Genomic DNA, 16,188 nt, shown 5'->3' on the forward strand with positions numbered 1-16,188 from the left:
GGGGAGCCGCAGCCTGCGCGCGTCGCCGTGAACCCTGTGTGGCGATCCCGACCCGCTTCAGCCCACGGCTGACGCCGACAGCAGGCCCTTGCGCCGGAACCACCACTCCAGCGGCACCGTGACCAGCGGCGGCACCGCGGCCAGGAGGCCCAGCAACAGCGCCCAGCCCGGCCAGCGCTGGCGGGTCGCCGCCACCAGGGTGGCCACCACGTAGAACAGGAACGCGGCACCGTGCAGCCGCCCGAACAGCCAGACCCCCACGTCGATCGCGTGCGGCCCGTACTTGAGCCACATGCCGACCAGCAGGCCGGCCCAGGTCAGGGCTTCAATGAAGGCCGCGATCGCGAACAGGCGACCAGCGGGCGTGAGCGGCGGCAACGGCATCGGGCGGGCTTCCAAGGTTGTGGCCGAGCATTCTCGCAGGCCATCGCAGGCGTTTCGATCCCGCAAGCCACGTCCTGCGCCGCATTCGCGTAGGATGGCCCCAGGCGCCTCGCGCCACGCGCGTTCCGTCCGGCATCCTTCGTCGCCCGCCTCGCTCCCGTCCACGCGCCACCATCCCGCCGATGCGGGGTGACGCCCCACCGGGAGCCTCCGTGCCAGCGTCCTGTCCCAGCATCCTCCCGCCCATCCAGGTTGACGCGCCCCGCTGCGACCGCTGCGATGCGGTCTGTTGCCGCCTCACCGTGGTCCTGATGCCCGGGGATGACGTGCCCCTGCGCTACACCACGCGGACTGCTGCAGGCCTGGCCGTCATGGCGCGGGATGACGATGGCTGGTGCGTGGCCATCGACCAGGCGCACATGCGATGCGGCATCTACGCCCAGCGTCCGGCGGTGTGCCGACGCTTCGAAATGGCCGGCCCGTATTGCCATGAAGTCCGCGCCGACTACCGCGATCGCAATGCGCGCGGCATTCCGCTTGCGATGTACTGACCCGAGGAGGTCCGATGCCCCGCCCCAGCAAGCCCGCCCCCAGCGCCGCCACCGAAGCACCCAAGCCCACCGCCACCAGCCATCTGTTCCAGGCGCGCAAGCCGCCCGAACGCGGCCATGGCCTCACCCATGAACGCATCGCAGAACACCTCGAAGCGTTCCGACGGGCCGGCGGCACCATCGAAGTGCTGGGCACCACCCGCGCGTTGACTCGGATCGGCGCCGACGCCATCGACGCGCCGACGCCGCAGCCCGCCAATCCCTCGCCGCGCACGCGCAGCCGCTGACCCCGGAGTTCCCATGGCCACGCCGAACTACGCCTACGAGAAGCGCAACGCGAACTGGCGAAGAAAAAGAAGCAAGAAGAAAAGGACGCGCGCAAGCGCGAAGCGCGGGCGGCGGCGGGCGAGCCGCAGGCTGATCCGGTCGTCGCTGCCACGGCCGAACCCGCCGTTCCCGCGGCACCCGCGGCGCGCGTGCACCGCAGGCCCCGCCCGGGTTGATGCCCGTCAGCCCTGGAACACCGGCGACAGCAGGCGGAAGCTGCCGGCATCCGCATCCAGTTCCACCTCGCCGCCCACCGGCACGATGAACTGCTCGCGGATGTGGCCGATCATCGCCCCGCGATAGGCGGGGATGCCGAGCGGCCGCACATGGTCGTCGAGGATTTGCTCCAGGGTCAGCGACCCGTAGCCATCGCCCGGCTTGCAGTCGGTGCATTCGCCGAAGACCAGCCCGGCGATGCGGTCGAGCGCGCCCATCAGCTTGAGCGTGCTGAACATGCGGTCGATGCGGTACGGCGCCTCGCCCACGTCCTCGAGGAACAGGATCTTGCCGGTGAAATCCGGCAGGTACGGGGAACCGGCGAGCGCGGTGAGCACGGTCAGGTTGCCGCCGACAAGCTGTCCGCGCGCCTTGCCGCCGCGAATGGTGACGATGCGGTTCTGCCGCGGCACCAGTTCGTCGCCCTGCTCGAGCTTGTTGCGGTACTCGACCAGCTCCCGATCCAGCAGCACGCGCTGGAACTGCTCGACGTTGAAGCGGTTCCAGCTGCCGCTGCCGATCGGTCCATGGAAGGTCACCAGCCCGGTCCTGGCCTGGATCGCGCAATGCAGCGCAGTGATGTCGGAATAGCCGAGCAGGACCTTGGGATTGCGCTGGATCGCCGCGTAGTCCAGCAGCGGCAGCAGGCGCGCGGCACCGGACCCGCCGCGGGTGCAGACGATGGCCTTCACCGAACGGTCGGCGAACATCGCGTTGAGGTCGCCGGCGCGGTCGGCGTCGCTGCCGGCCAGGTGGCCGCGACGGTCGCCGTAGTGCGCACCAGTCTTCACCACGAAGCCCAGCGCCTCCATCGCCTCGCGCGCCAGCTGCAGGCTGAAGCTGTCCTCGAACGCCGACGACGGGCTCACCAGGCCGACAGTGTCGCCCTTCGCCAGCGGAACCGGCAGCAGGCGTCGTGGTGGCGACGATGTCGCCGCGGCAGGCGCCGCCAACGACCAGAAGGTGGCGGCCAATGCGGTGCCGCCCAGGAAATGCCGTCGGTTCATGGTGTCGCCGTGCGCTGGGGTCGCGCGCAGCCTAGCAACGGGGTTCGCATCGCGTCGAGTTCAACACTTCGCCATCACCTCGCACGGCATACAACGCGCATTCCCCCGGTAACACGCAAGGAACTCACATGGGCACCACCCGCGAACTCACCGACCGCTTTTGGACCACGCTGGCCAAGGACCGCACTGCGATGCTGGGTTGCACCGGGGTCTATCCCCGGCCGATGACCGCGATCGTGGAGGACGGCCCGGGGCCGATCTGGTTCTTCACGGCGCGCGGAAACGACCTGGCCGACGCCGCGGCCCGCCGCGCCCGCCAGGGCCTGCTGGTGTTCGCCTCGAAGGACCACGAGTTCTTCGCGACGGTCGGCGGCCAACTGCAGCAGGACAACGACCCGGCGGTGATCGACCGCCTGTGGAATCCCTTCATCGCCGCCTGGTACACCGGCAAGGACGATCCCAAGCTGCGCCTGCTGCGCTTCGATGCCGGCGTCGGCGAGCTGTGGCAGAACAGCTCCAGCCTGCTGGCCGGGATCAAGCTGCTGCTGGGCGCCGATCCCAAGCGCGAGTTCCGCGACGATGTCGCCAAGGTCCGCCTCGGCAAGGGCTGAGGCAGCGCGTCCTGCCGGCGCTACACTGGCAGCCCGCGCCGGAGCACGCCGATGAGCCTGCAATTCGACCTTGCCAACGTGAAGTGCGGCGGCTGCGCGAACAGCATCCGCAAGGCCGTCGAGGCCATCGACGGCGCGCAGGTGCTCGCCCTGGATCCCGCGAGCGGGCATCTCGAGGTGGAAGCGGCCGACAGCCTGCGCAGCGTGATCGCCGAGCGCCTTCACAAGCTGGGTTATCCGGAACAGGGCAGCGTCGAGGGCATCGCGGCGATGGCCGCAAGCGCGAAGTCGTTCGTCAGCTGCACGGTCGGCCGCTTCGGCGGCGACGCCTGATCGATCGTCTTAGCCGGCGCAGGCGTCGGCCGGCGCGCCTGTTTCCGTCGCGACATCCTCTGGCGCCTGCCGCGCCGCCGTGCGATAGGCGCTCGGCGTCATGCCGGTCGCGGCCTTGAAGGCGCGATTGAACGGGCCCAGCGAGGCGAAGCCGGCATCGCTGCTGATGTCCAGGATGCTCGCGCTGCATGCCGGGTCGGCCAGCAGCCGGCGGGCGTGCGCAACACGGTGGCGATTGACCCACTGGTTGAAATTGGCCTCGCCCAGCGACTGGCCGATGAGCCGGCTGACACGATGCTCGGGCACGCCGAGCCGTGCCGCGAGGTCGGCCACCTTGAGCTCGGGCTCGCGATAGGCATGCAGGTCCTCGAGCTGCCGGCGCAATTCCGCGACGAGGCGGGCATCGCCGTCGCCGGCCTGTAGCCCAGGCTTCGCCGCGGCCGACGCGAGCGGATGGCGCGCGCGATGCAGCAGCAGGGCATGGGCGACGCCGAGCATGGTCATCGCCCACCCCGCGATGGCGATCCCGTGGATCGCGGCGGCGGCCGGCCATGCCGGCGACAGCGCACCCAGCACCGTGGTCGACAACACGCAGGCGGCGAACAACCCCGCGAAGGCCAGCCGGAGGCGACGTTCGGTCGGCGCGCGTCGTCCACCGAGGCTGCGCAGCGGCTCCAGCAGGGTCAGGCCGAGCAGGATCGAGCTGGACAGGGTCAGCACACCGTCCATCCCGAGCGCCAGCGGCGAGGGCAACGGCGCCGCCGCCAGTCCGGCGAGCTGGTGCGCCGCGATCAGCAGCGCCACGCAGGCCGCGACCAGCACATGCACGCCGCGAACCGCGCCCTCGCCGCGGAACAGCGCGCGCGACACCAGCCAGAAGCCGTTGCAGGTGGCGGAACCGCCGATGGCGACCGCCCAGCGCACCCACGTCGGCGCGTCCGCGGTCCATGGCGCCATCAGCGACAGGGCCATCGAACCGCTGACCACCGCGAGCAGCACGTCGGCGTCGCGCTTCGTCGGCCGCCACAGCAGCACCAGCAACGAGGCGAACGCCACCGCCACCGCCAGCCCCGTCATCCCGGCCTGCCACCCGTGCATCGCCCACCTCCCTCATCCCAGGCGCGCAGGCTCGCGCCACGGCCACCGCCGGACAAGCGCCATCGGTCACGGTTGAACGCCGGTTGAACGCCGAATCGACCCGCGCCGATCCGGCTGGCCGATTCGCGAATCGGCGAGACCAGCGGTCCGTGACCACGCAAGGTCGCGGCTCCTCCCATCGAGCCGCGATATGCAGCAGACCGCCCACCCGCGCGATCCATCCCACGTTCTCCATCTTGGCGCACGCGCCTGGTTCCTCGCCGCGATGCTGGGACAAGGCGCCTTCATCGTCTTCATCCTCTGGTTCTTCGGCGGCCACCTGGCCGGCGGCGACCTCGCCGGCCTGAACGCCAAGCCGCATGTGACCGGTTACGTGCCCGGCGACGTCGTGGGCAACGTCCAGTTCGTCGGGCATGCCCTTGCCGGGGCCCTGGTGACGCTGTCCGGGGCGTGGCAACTGGTGCCGGCCCTGCGCCGGCGCTGGCCGCGGCTGCATCGCTGGAACGGCCGGATGTTCCTCGCGGTCGCGGTGCTGGCGACGCTGTCGGGCTTCTGGCTGACATGGGTGCGCGGATCGCAACTGGGGACCGGCAGCACGCTGTCGATCAGCCTCAACGGGCTGCTGATCCTGGGCTTTGCCTGGGCCGCCTGGCGCAGTGCGGTGCGCCGTGACTTCGGCGCCCACCGCCGGCACGCCCTGCGCGCCTGGTTGCTGGTCAACGGGGTCTGGTTTCTGCGCATCGGCATCATGCTCGCCGGGCTGTTGCTGGCGCCGCTCGGGATCAAGATCGACTACACCGGCGCGGTGTTCGTCGGCGTCAGCTTCGCCAGCTGGCTGTTGCCATTGGCCATCCTGGAGCTCTACCTGCGGGCGGAGCGCGCGGCGCCCGCGATGCGGCGGACGGTCGGGGCGCTGCTGGTCGCGATGGCACTGCTGACCCTCGCCGGCAGCGCGGCGGCGGTGGCCTTCATGTGGTGGCCGTACCTGCGAACACAGGATTCAGCCGAGGAAATCGCCCCTCCCCCACCGGTGTCGTCGGCGACGCGTGCGGCCACGCAGCGCAGGAGCCGTCCCAGAAGCCCTCCTCTGTGGCCCTCACGACGGGCGGGGCCGCAGTCGCCCCAGCCCAACGCCAGGGGATCCGGGATCTCCCATGCATGACGCCATCCGTCACGCGCCTGGCGCGATCGATCCCAGCCGTGGCGCGCGGGCGCACGCGGACTCCGCAATGGCCTTGATGGCCGGAGATACTGCGCGACTCCGCCAAGGAACGAACGTATGTCGCGACGCTTTTCGCTGCTTGTGCTCGCCGTCCTCGCCGTCCCCAACGTCCATGCCGGCAACCCGGAGCTGGCCCAGCTGGCCCGCGATGACCAGGCATCGCGCATGGCGGCGCAACAGGACCACCGCGACGCCGAACGGCGCCAGCATGTCCTGCGGATCCTCGCCTCCGGCCAAGCCCTCGACCCGACCGACAAGCTGAACGCGGCGCTGGTCCTGCAGCACACCGGACTCGTGACGTGCGATGGCGCCTTGCGCAGCGAAAGCGCGGAGAACTACCTGCTCGCGCACTACCTGGCGCAGTCCGCCTTCGAGGCGGGCGAGAAGGACGCCGCCACGCTGGTGGCGCAAACCATCGATCGCTACCTGACGTTCACCGAAGGACGCCAGAAGTACGGCACCAATCGACTGATCGACCAGGAAACCGGCGAGGAGTACCTGCCCCCGATCGACCGCACCGTCAGCGATGCCGAACGCGGGCGCTACGGGGTTCCGCCGTTGCAGGCGCTGTTGGCGCGGTACAAGGAGCGACCTGCGCCCGCCTCGCCTTGAGCCGCCGGTGCGACAGGGGCGGTCAGCGCCCGATCAGCAGCACCGGCAACGCGACCAGTGCAAGCGCCAGCAATATCCCGAACAGCGCCAGCAATACCCGCGCCGGCTCGGCTCGCAACACGCTCCAGAAACTGCCGGCCGTCCCATCGCGGCGTGCGGCCTCGTACGCGGCACGGGCACGGGCGCCGCGTTCGGCCTGGTAGGCGGCCATCAGCCGCCTGGCCTCGACAACGTCCGCCTCGTCGCGGATCCAGATCCCGCCCAGCGAGATGTTCCATGGCCCCGGCCGGGTTTCGTAGTAGCCGATCGCATGCGCGTCGAGCAGCGCGCGGACGTCGTCAGCCTCGTCATCGGGCACATTGCGCAGGTTGAGCAGGAGCTTGGCCATGGGCGGAGGATACCGATGCCCGTCCGAACCACACCCGTACGCCATGCAAGACGCGCTAGAGTGGACGGCGGTCGTCCACGCCCACCCCTTCCGGAGCCCGCACGCATGCACGCCAAGATCCCCGCCAGCCTGCTGTCCCTCGCCGTTGCCCTCGCCGTTGCCGGCTGCCAGAAGCCGGCCGAGACGGCTGCACCCGCCGCCGACGCCGCTCCCGCCGCCCCCGCCGCAGCGGCTCCCGCCACCTGGCCCGCCAGCCTGGTCGTGGTCGGCGACGGCTTCCCCAATGCCGGCGATGCCTGCCGCAAGATCGGCGAGAGCGAGGCGACCGTGAACTTCCTGGACGACAGCGCGACCCTCGCCGGCTGCCTGTCCGCCGACGACGCCGCCAAGCTGGGCGGCAAGGTGGTCGGCACCGTGGATGGCGTGACGCTGGTGTCCGTGCCAGACGGTTCCGGCACGCCGGGCGACGGCGATGGCCAAGGCGACGCCAAGGTCGCCGGCACCAAGTACCACGCCACCTCGATCATCCCGTGCGCGGGCTACAAGGGGGCCGCCGCCGGGACTTGCCCGGCCGGCGTCGTCCGCGATGCCGAGACCGGCCCCTACGTGGAGGTGACCCTCCCCGACGGCCGTATGCGCACGATCTTCTTCAACAAGGACGGCAGCTTCCTGTCGTTCTCGACGGCGCAGGCCGACGGCACCGCGGCGATGAAGGTGTCCTCACGCCGCGAGGGCGATACCACCATCGCCATGCTCGGCGACGAGCGCTACGACATCCCGGACGTCCTGATCCAGGGCGACTGAACCCGCGCCTCCCGCGAACCGGGCGCACCGGCGTCCCCGCCGGTGCGCCTGCGCGTGCGAATGGCCGGTCCAGGCGGTCGATTTGCGTATTGGAACCGGGAGTCGTGCGCACCAGCGGGCCGTCCCGATCGCGACGCATCGGGACGGTATAGTGCGGCGGCATGGCGGGGACGGTTCCCCGCCACGAATCGCGGAGAGTGGCCATGGGTCTTGTGCAGGCGGTGGTGGGTGCGGTCGGCGGCATGCTGGGCGACCAGTGGAAGGACTTCTACACGGTGCCGGACGGGCTGTCGCCGACGGCGGCGCTGTTCGCCGCGGTGCCGCGCGGGACCAATGCCGGTCGCGGCTCCAACACCCACGGCTCCAGCAACATCATCAGCAACGGCTCGAAGATCGTGGTGCCGGAGGGCTACGGCCTGCTGCTGATGCAGGATGGCAAGATCACCGGCTTCGCCGCCGAGCCCGGCGGCTACGAATGGCGCTCGGACGACGTCAACTCGCAGTCGATCTTCGCCGGCGACGGGATTGTCAGCCCGTTGATCAAGCAGAGCTGGGAACGCTTCAAGTTCGGCGGCATCCCGGGCACCCAGCAGCTGGCGTTCTTCGTCTCGCTCAAGGAGCTGCCGGACAACCGCTTCGGCACCCAGTCGGAGATCTATTGGGACGACGGCTTCCTCAACACCCAGGTCGGCGCGGTCACCCGCGGCTCCTACACGCTGAAGATCGTCGACCCGATCCTGTTCGTGAAGAACTTCGTGCCGGCCAGCTTCCTGCGCCCGGGCGAGGTGTTCGACTTCACCGACCTCGACAACGCCGCCGCCGCGCAGCTGTTCAATGAAGTGGTGGGTTCGCTCGCCCCGGCCTTCAGCCTGTACACCAACGATCCGTCCAAGGGCAACCGCATCACCAAGATCCAGCAGGACTCGGTGGGATTCGCCAGGAGCCTGTCGGATGCGGTCGAGAACGCGTACCAGTGGCGCTCCGACCGCGGCCTGGCGATCGTCAAGACCGCGATCGTCTCGATCGAGTACGACGCCAACACCCGCGAACTGCTGAAGACCGTGCAGCGCGCCGACGCGCTGTCCGGGGCGCGCGGCAATTCCAACCTGCAGGCCAGCGTCGCCCAGGGCATCCAGTCCGCCGGCGAGAACGGCGGTGCCGCGGGGATCATGGGCCTGGGCATGGCCACCGGGATGATGGGCGGCATCGGCGGGCTGCAGCAGCCGGTCGCGCCCGCCGCGCCGGCCGCCGACGACCCGGTCGCCCGGCTGAAGAAGGCCAAGGAGATGCTGGACCTCGGCCTGATCACCCAGGCCGACTACGACGCGCTCAAGGCCAAGGCCCTCGGCCTCTAACCCGGTCGCACGGCACCGCGCATGACGACCTCCCCGACACCCCCGCCGGCACCCCCGGCGGGGCCACCGCCGACCGGCCCGGGCTCGCCGCGCGATGTAGCGCCGGCGCCCGGTGAACTGGCCATCGACCCGGCGACCCTGCCGCCGCCGATCCGCGACGAGCTGCTCAAGCCCGACCCGGTCGCCATCGACACCGCGTCGGAGGAGCTGAAGGACGGGCTCAACCGCTGCCCGAAGTGCGGCGCCACCGACATCCGCCAGAAGCCGGGTAGCGACCTGCTGGTCTGCCTGTACTGCCGGCACACCTGGCACGGCCAGCGCGTCGAGGAGGAATTCGGCTTCGGCGAGGGACTCGACCAGCTCAGCGGCACGGTCATCGCTTCCGGCGCGCGCGACATCGCCGCCGACGCCGCCAGCCTGATGAGCTTCAAGTGCAGCGGCTGCGGCGCCGAGGTCACGGTCAACACCGAGAACGCGATGACCGCGCGCTGCCATTGGTGCCGGCACGTGTTCGGCGTCAACGAGCAGGTCGCCAACGGCGCGGTGCCTGACGCGGTGCTGCCGTTCCACATCAAGAAGGCCGACGCGGTGGCGCGCATCCGCCAGTTCGTCGACAAGCGCAAGCTGTTCGCGCTTAAGGCCTTCAAGGACCAGTTCACGCCGGAGAACGTGGTCGGCGTGTACATGCCTTACATGATCGTGGACGGCCGGGCCAGCGCCGACATCGCCGGCCAGGGCGAGATCGAGACCGCCCGCTACACCCGCGGCAGCGGCGACAAGAAGAAGACCTACTACGACGCCGACGTGTACGCGGTCGCGCGCCACGTCGACTTCACCGTCGACGACCTGCCGCTGGAATCCTCGGGCAAGCGCGGCAACCTCGACACCAACGCCAACACCAACAACATCATCAACACGATCCTGCCGTTCGACACCAAGAACGCGGTGAAGTGGAACGCGTCCTACCTGTCCGGCTACAGCTCGGAGAAGCGCGACCAGGACGTCGAACACCTGCGGCCCCGGCTCGAGGACCAGCTGCTGTCGATCGCCCGCGCGCAGGTGCAGGGCTCGGTGCGGCGCTTCGACCGCGGCGTGCGCTGGGAGCGCGAGCAACTCGACGTGCACGGCACCCGCTGGGTCTCGATGTACCTGCCGGTGTGGCTGTACTCGTACCACGAACCCGGCAGCAACGGCGGGATGCTGCACTACATCGCGGTCAACGGCCGCACCGGCGAGACCATGGGCAGCGTCCCGGTCCAGCAATGGAAGCTGCTGCTGGCCGCGATCGCGACCGGCACCTTCCTCGAGGCGATCGCCCTCATGATCATCGGGAGCCAGTGATGAGCGACGACGGCGGCCTTGGCCTGCTCCTGCTCGGTCCGGCCGGCGCGGTCGGCCTGTACTGGATGCTGTACCGCTACTACCGCAACACCGACAAGTCGCACGCCTTCGAGCGCGAGACCCTGGTCGAGGCGCAACCCGTGACCGGCGCCGAACGCGACCGCAAGGTCGACGAGGTCAAGGGCACGCAGGCGAGCCAGATCCGCGGCAACAACGTGGCGGACTTCCGCAAGCGCGTGCAACGGATGCGCGACGACACCGGCTGAGCGGCTCAGCCCTCGACGTCCTGCAGGCAGAACAGCTGCACGTCCATGATCCGGCGCAGCAGGTGGGGGGCGCGCCCGGCACCGAAGCTGCGCATCCGCGGGTCGAACAGGTTGCGGCGATGACCGCGCCCGGCGACGCCATCGTCGACCACCAGGGCGGCGACCATCTCCGTCACGTCGTCGTAGCCGTAGGCGATGTTCTCCGAGCATCCCACCGGCGCTTCGGTGGATGCCGAGGCGCGCCTCGACGGCGTCCAGCCGTTCGCGCCCTGGTGGCCGCTGCCGCCGACGCTGCCCTTCGTACGCGCATGCCGGGCCGCGGCGAGGTTCAGGCAGCTGGCCATGCGCAGCGGCGGGACCGGCTCGACCTCGCCCAGGAAACGCAGCGCCTCGTCCACCGCGGCGGGGCCCTCGCCCACTGCCATCCGCCGCTCGCCGCGCCGGTACAGGCCATGCGCGTCGATCCCCGCGTACAGCGCACGCACGGTGTCCGCGTAGGCACGTGGCGCAGTGCGCGCGCGATTCACCTCGGCCAGCACCGCGCGTTCGAATGCGGACGTCGGTGCCTGCGCCCGACATGCCACCGGCACCGGCGGCGCGGCGTCTTCCGCCGCGGCCGCGCGACCGGCCGTGGTCGCGAGCAGGAACAGCAGGCAGGCCAGCGGCTTGGTCATCCGGCGATTCTCGAACACGCGAATGCAGGCCCGGGCCACGCCGGTCGTGGGCGCGGATGCCCACCAGGCCGGACGGGCCGCGCATGGGGACCGTGGGGCCGTGCGCAACATCGCGGAGGCACGCGATTCGCCACCGGCACGCCCGCAAGTGGCGATGCGCTCAATCCGCCCCGCCGCGCAGGCCACGATACACGCGCAGCATCGCCGCCACCGAAAGCGCGACGTCGTCTTCGCCGGTCGCCCAGTTCGACACGGAGATACGCATCGCGGCCTGTCCATGCCAGGTCGTCCCGCTGGCCCAGCAAGTGCCATCGGCCTGCACGCCGGCGATCACCGCGCGGGTGGTTTGGTCGTCGTCGAAGCGCACCAGCGCCTGGTTCAGCACGACCTCGTTGAGGATCGCGACGCCAGGCTCTGCGGACAACATTTCGGCGAACTGCCGCGCCCGCGCGCAACAGCGGTCGACGAGATCGGCGACGCCCGCACGTCCCAGCGCACGCAGCGCCGCGTACACCGGGATGCCCCGCGCGCGCCGCGAGAATTCCGGGACCCAATCCACCGCGTCGCGCTCGGCGCCGGCGGTCTGGACCAGGTAGGCGGCAGTCGAGGTCATCGCGGCGCGATGCACCTCGGCATCGCGGACGATCGCCACGCCACAGTCGTACGGCACGTTCAGCCATTTGTGCGCATCGGTGGCCCAGGAATCGGCGAGGTCCATCCCCGCGGCGACCGCCTGCAAGGCAGGCGCGCCACCGGCCCGCGCCCACAGGCCGAACGCACCGTCCACATGCAGCCAGGCACCCCGGGCACGCGCGACTTCGGCGACCGCCGGCAGTGGGTCGAAGGCGCCGGTGTTCACGTTGCCGGCCTGCGCGCACACGATCACCGGCCCCTGCAGTCCGGCCAGCACCTCGCGCAGGTGGTCGACGCGCATCCGCCCCTGTGCATCCGCGTCGACCGCGACGAGAGAGCGCGTGCCCATCCCGAGGTAGCGCAGCGCGACCCCGAGGGTGACGTGCGCGTCGCGCGACGCGACCACGTGGATGCGCGGCGCGTCGTGCAGGCCATCGGCCTCGACGTCGCGGCCGAGTTCGCGCAGCAGGCCGTGGCGGGCGGCCGCCAGGCAGGTGACGTGCGCCATCTGGCAACCGGTCACGAAGCCGACCCCGCTGCCGCGCGGCAGGTCGAACAGGTCCAGCAGCCAGCGCGCGGCGACTTCCTCCAGCGCCGCAGCCAACGGCGAAATGACGTGGATGCCGGCGTTCTGGTCCCAGGTCGAGACCAGCCAGTCGCTGGCCAGCGCCACCGGTAGCGCGCCGCCGATCACGAAGCCGAAGTAGCGCGGCGCGGCGCACGCCGATGCCCCGCGTGGGGCCTGCGCCGCCAACAGGTCGAGCACGGCCATCGGCGGCTCGCCGGCCATCGCCAAGGGTCCGTCGAGCGCAGCGAGCATCTCCTCGCGGCTGGCGCGCGCGCCCACGAACCGGGTGGGCAGGTCGTGCAGGAAGTCGCCGGCATGCGCCTGCGCACGCGCGAGCAAGGATGGGAAATCATCGAAGGTCATGCGTCCCCCGGTACGACGATGCGGCGTCGGAGCAGGTCACGGAATGCGCGGCCGGCGCGGGTCAGGGCGATGGATCGGCCGCGCGGAAATGCGCCAGCTGGTCGGCATGCGCCTTGCGGAAGGCCGGACGTTCCAGGATCCGCGCGAGATAGGCCTCGGTCGCCGGGCGGTCGCCGCGTTCGCGCACCTTGCGCACGCGCAGGACATCGGCCATCACCAGGTCGGCGACGGTGAAGCGACCCGCCGCCAGCCACTCGCGGCCGGCGAGCACCGCCTCCAACTGGCCCAGGCGCTTGTCCAGCCAGGCACCGAGCGGGTTGTCGGCCTGCCCGGACATGGTGAGGAACCACCACGGCACGCTGACCATCTCGATCGAATTCAGCGCCGCCATCACCCATTGCAGCGTGTCCGCCGCCGCGACCGGATCGCGCGGCATCAGCCGCTCGTCCTTGCCGGCGAGGTGCAGCAGGCAGGCCCCGCTCTCGAACAGGCGGACTTCCCCATCCTCGAGGAACGGCACCTGCCCGAACGGCTGCGCGTCCAGGTGATTGGCCTCGCGCCCGCGGAACGGCACGGTGCGGATGGCGTACGCCAGCCCGGCCTCCTCCGCCGCCCAGCGCAGGCGGAGGTCGCGCACGAAACCACGGGGTCCTTCGGGCACCCAGTCGTAGGTCCAGATCGTGGGGATCGCGTCCATCGCCGCAGCTTATCGCCTGCCGGCGGCCACCGGGAATCGGCCCGGCCTCGTGCCTATCCCGCGAGCGCGTCCAGCACCAGCCGCACCATTGCGTCCACCCCATATTGCCGCTGCGCGGGCGACCAATGCCCGCCCTCGCGCAACTGGTCGGAGACCGCGCACACGGCCAGCGCCTGCACCCGGTGCTGCGCCGCGATGCCGTACAGGCCGGCGGCTTCCATGTCGATGCCGAGCACGCCCATCGCATCCAGGGTGTCCAGCAGGGCGGGATCCGGGTGGTAGAACAGGTCGGCGCTGAACAGGTTGCCGACCGCGAACCGCTCCCCGCGCATGCGCGCCGCGGTCGCGACCGTGGACAACAGGTCGAAGCCGGCGATCGCGGCGAAGTCCATGCCGCGGAAGCGCGTGCGGTTGACCCCGGAATCGGTGCACGCCCCCTGCGCCAGCACGATGTCGCCGAGTTGCAGGTCCGCGGCGACGGCGCCGCAGGTGCCGATCCGCACCAGTCGCGTGGCCCCGTATTCGCGCACCAGCTCGGTGGCGTAGATCGACGCCGAGGGGATGCCCATGCCAGTCCCCATCACCGATACCGGCTGCCCGCGCCAACGCCCGGTGAAACCCGCCATCCCGCGCACGCGGGTGACTTCCACCGCATCGTCGAGCAGGGTCGCGGCGATGTGCTCGGCGCGCAGCGGATCGCCGGGCAGCAGCACCGTGGGGGCGAAGGCGCCACGCTCGGCGGCGATGTGCGGGGTCGACATGGGCGTGCTCAGCAAGCGAGGGGAAGCGCGGTGCCATGGGCCAGCGCAGGCAGGCCGAAGTGGCGCGCCAGGGTCTGCCCGGCGTCGGCGAACGCAGGCCGCAGTCCGGCGTTGCCCGGTCGCAGGCCGCCGCCAACCGCGAGCAGCGGCACGCACTCGCGGGTGTGGTCGCTGCCCGGCCAGGTCGGGTCGTTGCCGTGGTCGGCGGTGAGCAGCAGCAGGTCGCCATCGCCGGCAAGCCGGCACAGCGTCGGCAGGCGCGCATCGAACCGCGCCAGCGCCTCGGCATAGCCGGCGACGTCGCGGCGATGCCCGTACTCGCTGTCGAAGTCGACCAGGTTCACGAACACCAGGCTGCCGTCGCGGGCCCCGGCGAAGCAGGTTTCGGTGGCATCCAGCAAGGCATCCAACCCGCTGGCCGGGATCGACCGGCTGATGCCGCGACCGGCGAAGATGTCCGCGACCTTGCCGATCGCCAGCACCTCGCGGCCGGATGCGACCAGCGCGTCGAGCAAGGTCGGGCGATGCGGCGGCACCGAATGGTCGTGGCGGTGGCCGGTGCGTCGGAAGTCGCCCGCCCGCGTGCCCACGAACGGCCGCGCGATCACCCGCGCGATGCGCAGGTCGTCGGCCAGCTCGCGGGCGATGCGGCAGGTGGCCTCCAGCCGCGCCAGGCCGAAGTGGACTTCGTGCGCGGCGATCTGCAGCACCGAATCGACAGACGTGTAGACGATGGGCTTGCCGCTGGCGATGTGCACCTCGCCCAGGCGCTGGATGATCTCGGTACCGGAGGCCCGGCAATTGCCGAGCACGCCCGGCAGGCCGGCGCGGGCGCACAACGCGTCCAGCAGCGTCGCGGGAATGCTGTCCTCGTACGCGGTGAAGCGGCCCCATTCGAAATCCACCGGCGCGCCGCACAGTTCCCAGTGCCCGCTGGTGGTGTCCTTGCCGGTCGAGGCCGGCTGCATCGCCGCCCAGCAGGCACCCGGTCCGGGGCGCTCGTGCGTGCGCGGCAGCCTGCCCTGCGCCAATGCGTGCGCCGCGTGCAGGCCCAGCGCGCGCAGGTGGGGCAGCTGCGGCGCACAGGCCTGCAGGACGTGGCCGAAGGTATCCGCACCGGCATCGCCGAAGCACGCGGCATCCGGGGCGCCACCGATGCCGAGCGAATCCGCGACGATGAGCAGGGCGCGCGGCATCAGTACGCCATGCCGCCGGCGGCATGCCCCGCGCCGGCATCGCCCTCCAGCACCCGCAGCAGGTCGTCGAGCAGGCTGCTGGCGCCGATCCGGAAACGCGCCGGCGTCGCCCAGCCCTCGCCCATCATCGATTCGACGAGCTGCAGGTACGCCATCGCGTCGGCGAACGTGCGCACGCCGCCGGACACCTTCAAGCCGCAGGCGCGTCCGCTGTCGCCGATCGCCGCCAGCATGACCTGCACGGCTTCGGGGCTGGCGCCGGCAGCCGCCTTGCCCGTAGACGTCTTCAGGAAATCGGCGCCGGCCTGCAGCGCCAGCATCGAGGCCGCGCGCAACTGCATCGGATCGAGCATCCCGGACTCCAGGATCACCTTGAGCGGGATGCCCTCCGGCAGCACCGCGCGGCAGGCCGCCACCACCCGGCCACCGACCGCCGCATCGCCGGCCTGCAAGGCCCGCCACGGGAAGACCAGGTCGATCTCCTGCGCGCCCACCGCGAGTGCGCGGCGGCACTCGCGCGCCGCGCGATCGGGATTGGCCGCGCCATCCGGGAAGTTCACCACGGTGGCCACGCGCACCGGGCCTCCGGCAAGCCGCGCACGGCAGGCCTGCACATGCTCCGGGTACACGCAGACCGCGGCGACGCTGCCGTGGCGAGGCTCGGCCGCCTCGCAGAGCGCGGCGATGCGGGCGGGTGGATCGTCTTCGCCGAGGCTGGTCAGGTCGAGCATGCGCAGCAGGCGGCGGGCGGACAGGCGATCAGGCATGGCAAGCGAGGCGG

20 protein-coding genes are annotated in these 16,188 nt (G+C 71.1%); 10 read left to right on the forward strand and 10 right to left on the reverse strand.

Annotated features, from left to right (window positions below; all coding sequences use genetic code 11):
- Positions 1–57 precede the first annotated feature (57 nt).
- On the reverse strand, positions 58–384 hold the full coding sequence (locus ON759_RS03510) for a DUF3817 domain-containing protein (RefSeq protein ID WP_271678956.1): 327 nt from the start codon (positions 382–384) through the stop codon (positions 58–60).
- Between the two features lie 182 nt (positions 385–566).
- On the opposite strand from ON759_RS03510, the gene ON759_RS03515 reads away from it, so the two are divergent.
- Both ON759_RS03515 and ON759_RS03520 read left to right on the forward strand, forming a co-directional pair.
- Positions 567–935, forward strand: a complete 369-nt coding sequence (locus ON759_RS03515) for a YkgJ family cysteine cluster protein (protein ID WP_425608433.1) — start codon at positions 567–569, stop codon at positions 933–935.
- Between the two features lie 14 nt (positions 936–949).
- Positions 950–1,222 carry a hypothetical protein gene (locus tag ON759_RS03520; protein WP_271678957.1) on the forward strand — a complete coding sequence of 91 codons (273 nt, stop codon included), beginning with the start codon at positions 950–952 and terminating at the stop codon, positions 1,220–1,222.
- 222 nt (positions 1,223–1,444) lie between these two features.
- Here ON759_RS03520 and ON759_RS03525 read toward each other — a convergent pair whose 3' ends face one another.
- Positions 1,445–2,485, reverse strand: a complete 1,041-nt coding sequence (locus tag ON759_RS03525) for a S66 peptidase family protein (RefSeq protein ID WP_271678958.1) — start codon at positions 2,483–2,485, stop codon at positions 1,445–1,447.
- Positions 2,486–2,613: 128 nt separating this feature from the next.
- On the opposite strand from ON759_RS03525, the gene ON759_RS03530 reads away from it, so the two are divergent.
- The gene (locus ON759_RS03530; protein WP_271678959.1) at positions 2,614–3,096 is read left to right on the forward strand and encodes a pyridoxamine 5'-phosphate oxidase family protein; all 483 of its coding nucleotides are present in this window, start codon (positions 2,614–2,616) and stop codon (positions 3,094–3,096) included.
- Positions 3,097–3,147: 51 nt separating this feature from the next.
- Positions 3,148–3,429 (forward strand): heavy-metal-associated domain-containing protein, encoded by a 282-nt coding sequence (locus ON759_RS03535; protein WP_271678960.1) that lies wholly within the window; start codon positions 3,148–3,150, stop codon positions 3,427–3,429.
- A 9-nt stretch (positions 3,430–3,438) separates the two neighbouring features.
- Here the strand turns inward: ON759_RS03535 and ON759_RS03540 are convergent, their stop codons facing one another.
- Positions 3,439–4,527 carry a helix-turn-helix domain-containing protein gene (locus ON759_RS03540; RefSeq protein WP_271678961.1) on the reverse strand — a complete coding sequence of 363 codons (1,089 nt, stop codon included), beginning with the start codon at positions 4,525–4,527 and terminating at the stop codon, positions 3,439–3,441.
- A gap of 190 nt (positions 4,528–4,717) precedes the next feature.
- On the opposite strand from ON759_RS03540, the gene ON759_RS03545 reads away from it, so the two are divergent.
- Entirely contained in the window at positions 4,718–5,689 is a 972-nt protein-coding gene (locus ON759_RS03545) for a DUF2306 domain-containing protein (RefSeq protein WP_271678962.1), read from the forward strand.
- A gap of 117 nt (positions 5,690–5,806) precedes the next feature.
- On the forward strand, positions 5,807–6,361 hold the full coding sequence (locus ON759_RS03550; RefSeq protein ID WP_271678963.1) for a hypothetical protein: 555 nt from the start codon (positions 5,807–5,809) through the stop codon (positions 6,359–6,361).
- A 22-nt stretch (positions 6,362–6,383) separates the two neighbouring features.
- Here the strand turns inward: ON759_RS03550 and ON759_RS03555 are convergent, their stop codons facing one another.
- Positions 6,384–6,749 (reverse strand): DUF6164 family protein, encoded by a 366-nt coding sequence (locus ON759_RS03555; protein ID WP_271678964.1) that lies wholly within the window; start codon positions 6,747–6,749, stop codon positions 6,384–6,386.
- A 105-nt stretch (positions 6,750–6,854) separates the two neighbouring features.
- Here ON759_RS03555 and ON759_RS03560 point away from each other — a divergent pair, with 105 nt between their 5' ends.
- From ON759_RS03560 to ON759_RS03575, 4 genes are all read left to right on the forward strand, one after another.
- Positions 6,855–7,553, forward strand: coding sequence for a hypothetical protein (locus tag ON759_RS03560; RefSeq protein WP_271678965.1), 699 nt, complete (start codon positions 6,855–6,857; stop codon positions 7,551–7,553).
- A gap of 203 nt (positions 7,554–7,756) precedes the next feature.
- Positions 7,757–8,908, forward strand: a complete 1,152-nt coding sequence (locus tag ON759_RS03565) for an SPFH domain-containing protein (RefSeq protein WP_271678966.1) — start codon at positions 7,757–7,759, stop codon at positions 8,906–8,908.
- A gap of 21 nt (positions 8,909–8,929) precedes the next feature.
- Complete coding sequence (locus tag ON759_RS03570; RefSeq protein ID WP_271678967.1) at positions 8,930–10,249, forward strand: TFIIB-type zinc ribbon-containing protein; 1,320 nt, start codon at positions 8,930–8,932, stop codon at positions 10,247–10,249.
- On the forward strand, positions 10,249–10,515 hold the full coding sequence (locus tag ON759_RS03575) for a hypothetical protein (protein WP_271678968.1): 267 nt from the start codon (positions 10,249–10,251) through the stop codon (positions 10,513–10,515). The genes ON759_RS03570 and ON759_RS03575 overlap by 1 nt, the downstream gene beginning before the upstream one ends.
- A gap of 5 nt (positions 10,516–10,520) precedes the next feature.
- On the opposite strand, the gene ON759_RS03580 is transcribed toward ON759_RS03575, so the two are convergent.
- The 6 genes from ON759_RS03580 to deoC form a co-directional block, all read right to left on the reverse strand.
- Positions 10,521–11,189 (reverse strand): CAP domain-containing protein, encoded by a 669-nt coding sequence (locus ON759_RS03580; protein WP_271678969.1) that lies wholly within the window; start codon positions 11,187–11,189, stop codon positions 10,521–10,523.
- A gap of 160 nt (positions 11,190–11,349) precedes the next feature.
- Positions 11,350–12,753, reverse strand: a complete 1,404-nt coding sequence (locus tag ON759_RS03585) for a pyridoxal phosphate-dependent decarboxylase family protein (protein WP_271678970.1) — start codon at positions 12,751–12,753, stop codon at positions 11,350–11,352.
- A 61-nt stretch (positions 12,754–12,814) separates the two neighbouring features.
- Entirely contained in the window at positions 12,815–13,450 is a 636-nt protein-coding gene (locus tag ON759_RS03590; protein ID WP_271678971.1) for a glutathione S-transferase family protein, read from the reverse strand.
- A 53-nt stretch (positions 13,451–13,503) separates the two neighbouring features.
- Positions 13,504–14,211, reverse strand: coding sequence for a purine-nucleoside phosphorylase (deoD, locus tag ON759_RS03595; RefSeq protein WP_271678972.1), 708 nt, complete (start codon positions 14,209–14,211; stop codon positions 13,504–13,506).
- A gap of 8 nt (positions 14,212–14,219) precedes the next feature.
- Positions 14,220–15,407, reverse strand: coding sequence for a phosphopentomutase (locus ON759_RS03600; protein WP_271678973.1), 1,188 nt, complete (start codon positions 15,405–15,407; stop codon positions 14,220–14,222).
- Positions 15,407–16,174 (reverse strand): deoxyribose-phosphate aldolase, encoded by a 768-nt coding sequence (deoC, locus tag ON759_RS03605; protein WP_271678974.1) that lies wholly within the window; start codon positions 16,172–16,174, stop codon positions 15,407–15,409. Before deoC ends, ON759_RS03600 begins: the two co-directional genes overlap by 1 nt.
- Positions 16,175–16,188: the final 14 nt, after the last annotated feature.

Origin of the sequence: Thermomonas mangrovi (assembly GCF_028201335.1) — a bacterium.
In the GTDB taxonomy this organism is placed as follows: domain Bacteria; phylum Pseudomonadota; class Gammaproteobacteria; order Xanthomonadales; family Xanthomonadaceae; genus Thermomonas; species Thermomonas mangrovi.

Excerpts from the sequence above, each read along its gene's own strand:
- ON759_RS03510 (WP_271678956.1), bottom strand. The coding sequence starts at position 384 with ATGCCGTTGCCGCCGCTCACGCCCGCTGGTCGCCTGTTCGCGATCGCG.
- ON759_RS03515 (WP_425608433.1), top strand. The coding sequence starts at position 567 with ATGCGGGGTGACGCCCCACCGGGAGCCTCCGTGCCAGCGTCCTGTCCC.
- ON759_RS03520 (WP_271678957.1), top strand. The coding sequence starts at position 950 with ATGCCCCGCCCCAGCAAGCCCGCCCCCAGCGCCGCCACCGAAGCACCC.
- ON759_RS03525 (WP_271678958.1), bottom strand. The coding sequence starts at position 2,485 with ATGAACCGACGGCATTTCCTGGGCGGCACCGCATTGGCCGCCACCTTC.
- ON759_RS03530 (WP_271678959.1), top strand. The coding sequence starts at position 2,614 with ATGGGCACCACCCGCGAACTCACCGACCGCTTTTGGACCACGCTGGCC.
- ON759_RS03535 (WP_271678960.1), top strand. The coding sequence starts at position 3,148 with ATGAGCCTGCAATTCGACCTTGCCAACGTGAAGTGCGGCGGCTGCGCG.
- ON759_RS03540 (WP_271678961.1), bottom strand. The coding sequence starts at position 4,527 with ATGCACGGGTGGCAGGCCGGGATGACGGGGCTGGCGGTGGCGGTGGCG.
- ON759_RS03545 (WP_271678962.1), top strand. The coding sequence starts at position 4,718 with ATGCAGCAGACCGCCCACCCGCGCGATCCATCCCACGTTCTCCATCTT.
- ON759_RS03550 (WP_271678963.1), top strand. The coding sequence starts at position 5,807 with ATGTCGCGACGCTTTTCGCTGCTTGTGCTCGCCGTCCTCGCCGTCCCC.
- ON759_RS03555 (WP_271678964.1), bottom strand. The coding sequence starts at position 6,749 with ATGGCCAAGCTCCTGCTCAACCTGCGCAATGTGCCCGATGACGAGGCT.
- ON759_RS03560 (WP_271678965.1), top strand. The coding sequence starts at position 6,855 with ATGCACGCCAAGATCCCCGCCAGCCTGCTGTCCCTCGCCGTTGCCCTC.
- ON759_RS03565 (WP_271678966.1), top strand. The coding sequence starts at position 7,757 with ATGGGTCTTGTGCAGGCGGTGGTGGGTGCGGTCGGCGGCATGCTGGGC.
- ON759_RS03570 (WP_271678967.1), top strand. The coding sequence starts at position 8,930 with ATGACGACCTCCCCGACACCCCCGCCGGCACCCCCGGCGGGGCCACCG.
- ON759_RS03575 (WP_271678968.1), top strand. The coding sequence starts at position 10,249 with ATGAGCGACGACGGCGGCCTTGGCCTGCTCCTGCTCGGTCCGGCCGGC.
- ON759_RS03580 (WP_271678969.1), bottom strand. The coding sequence starts at position 11,189 with ATGACCAAGCCGCTGGCCTGCCTGCTGTTCCTGCTCGCGACCACGGCC.
- ON759_RS03585 (WP_271678970.1), bottom strand. The coding sequence starts at position 12,753 with ATGACCTTCGATGATTTCCCATCCTTGCTCGCGCGTGCGCAGGCGCAT.
- ON759_RS03590 (WP_271678971.1), bottom strand. The coding sequence starts at position 13,450 with ATGGACGCGATCCCCACGATCTGGACCTACGACTGGGTGCCCGAAGGA.
- deoD (WP_271678972.1), bottom strand. The coding sequence starts at position 14,211 with ATGTCGACCCCGCACATCGCCGCCGAGCGTGGCGCCTTCGCCCCCACG.
- ON759_RS03600 (WP_271678973.1), bottom strand. The coding sequence starts at position 15,407 with ATGCCGCGCGCCCTGCTCATCGTCGCGGATTCGCTCGGCATCGGTGGC.
- deoC (WP_271678974.1), bottom strand. The coding sequence starts at position 16,174 with ATGCCTGATCGCCTGTCCGCCCGCCGCCTGCTGCGCATGCTCGACCTG.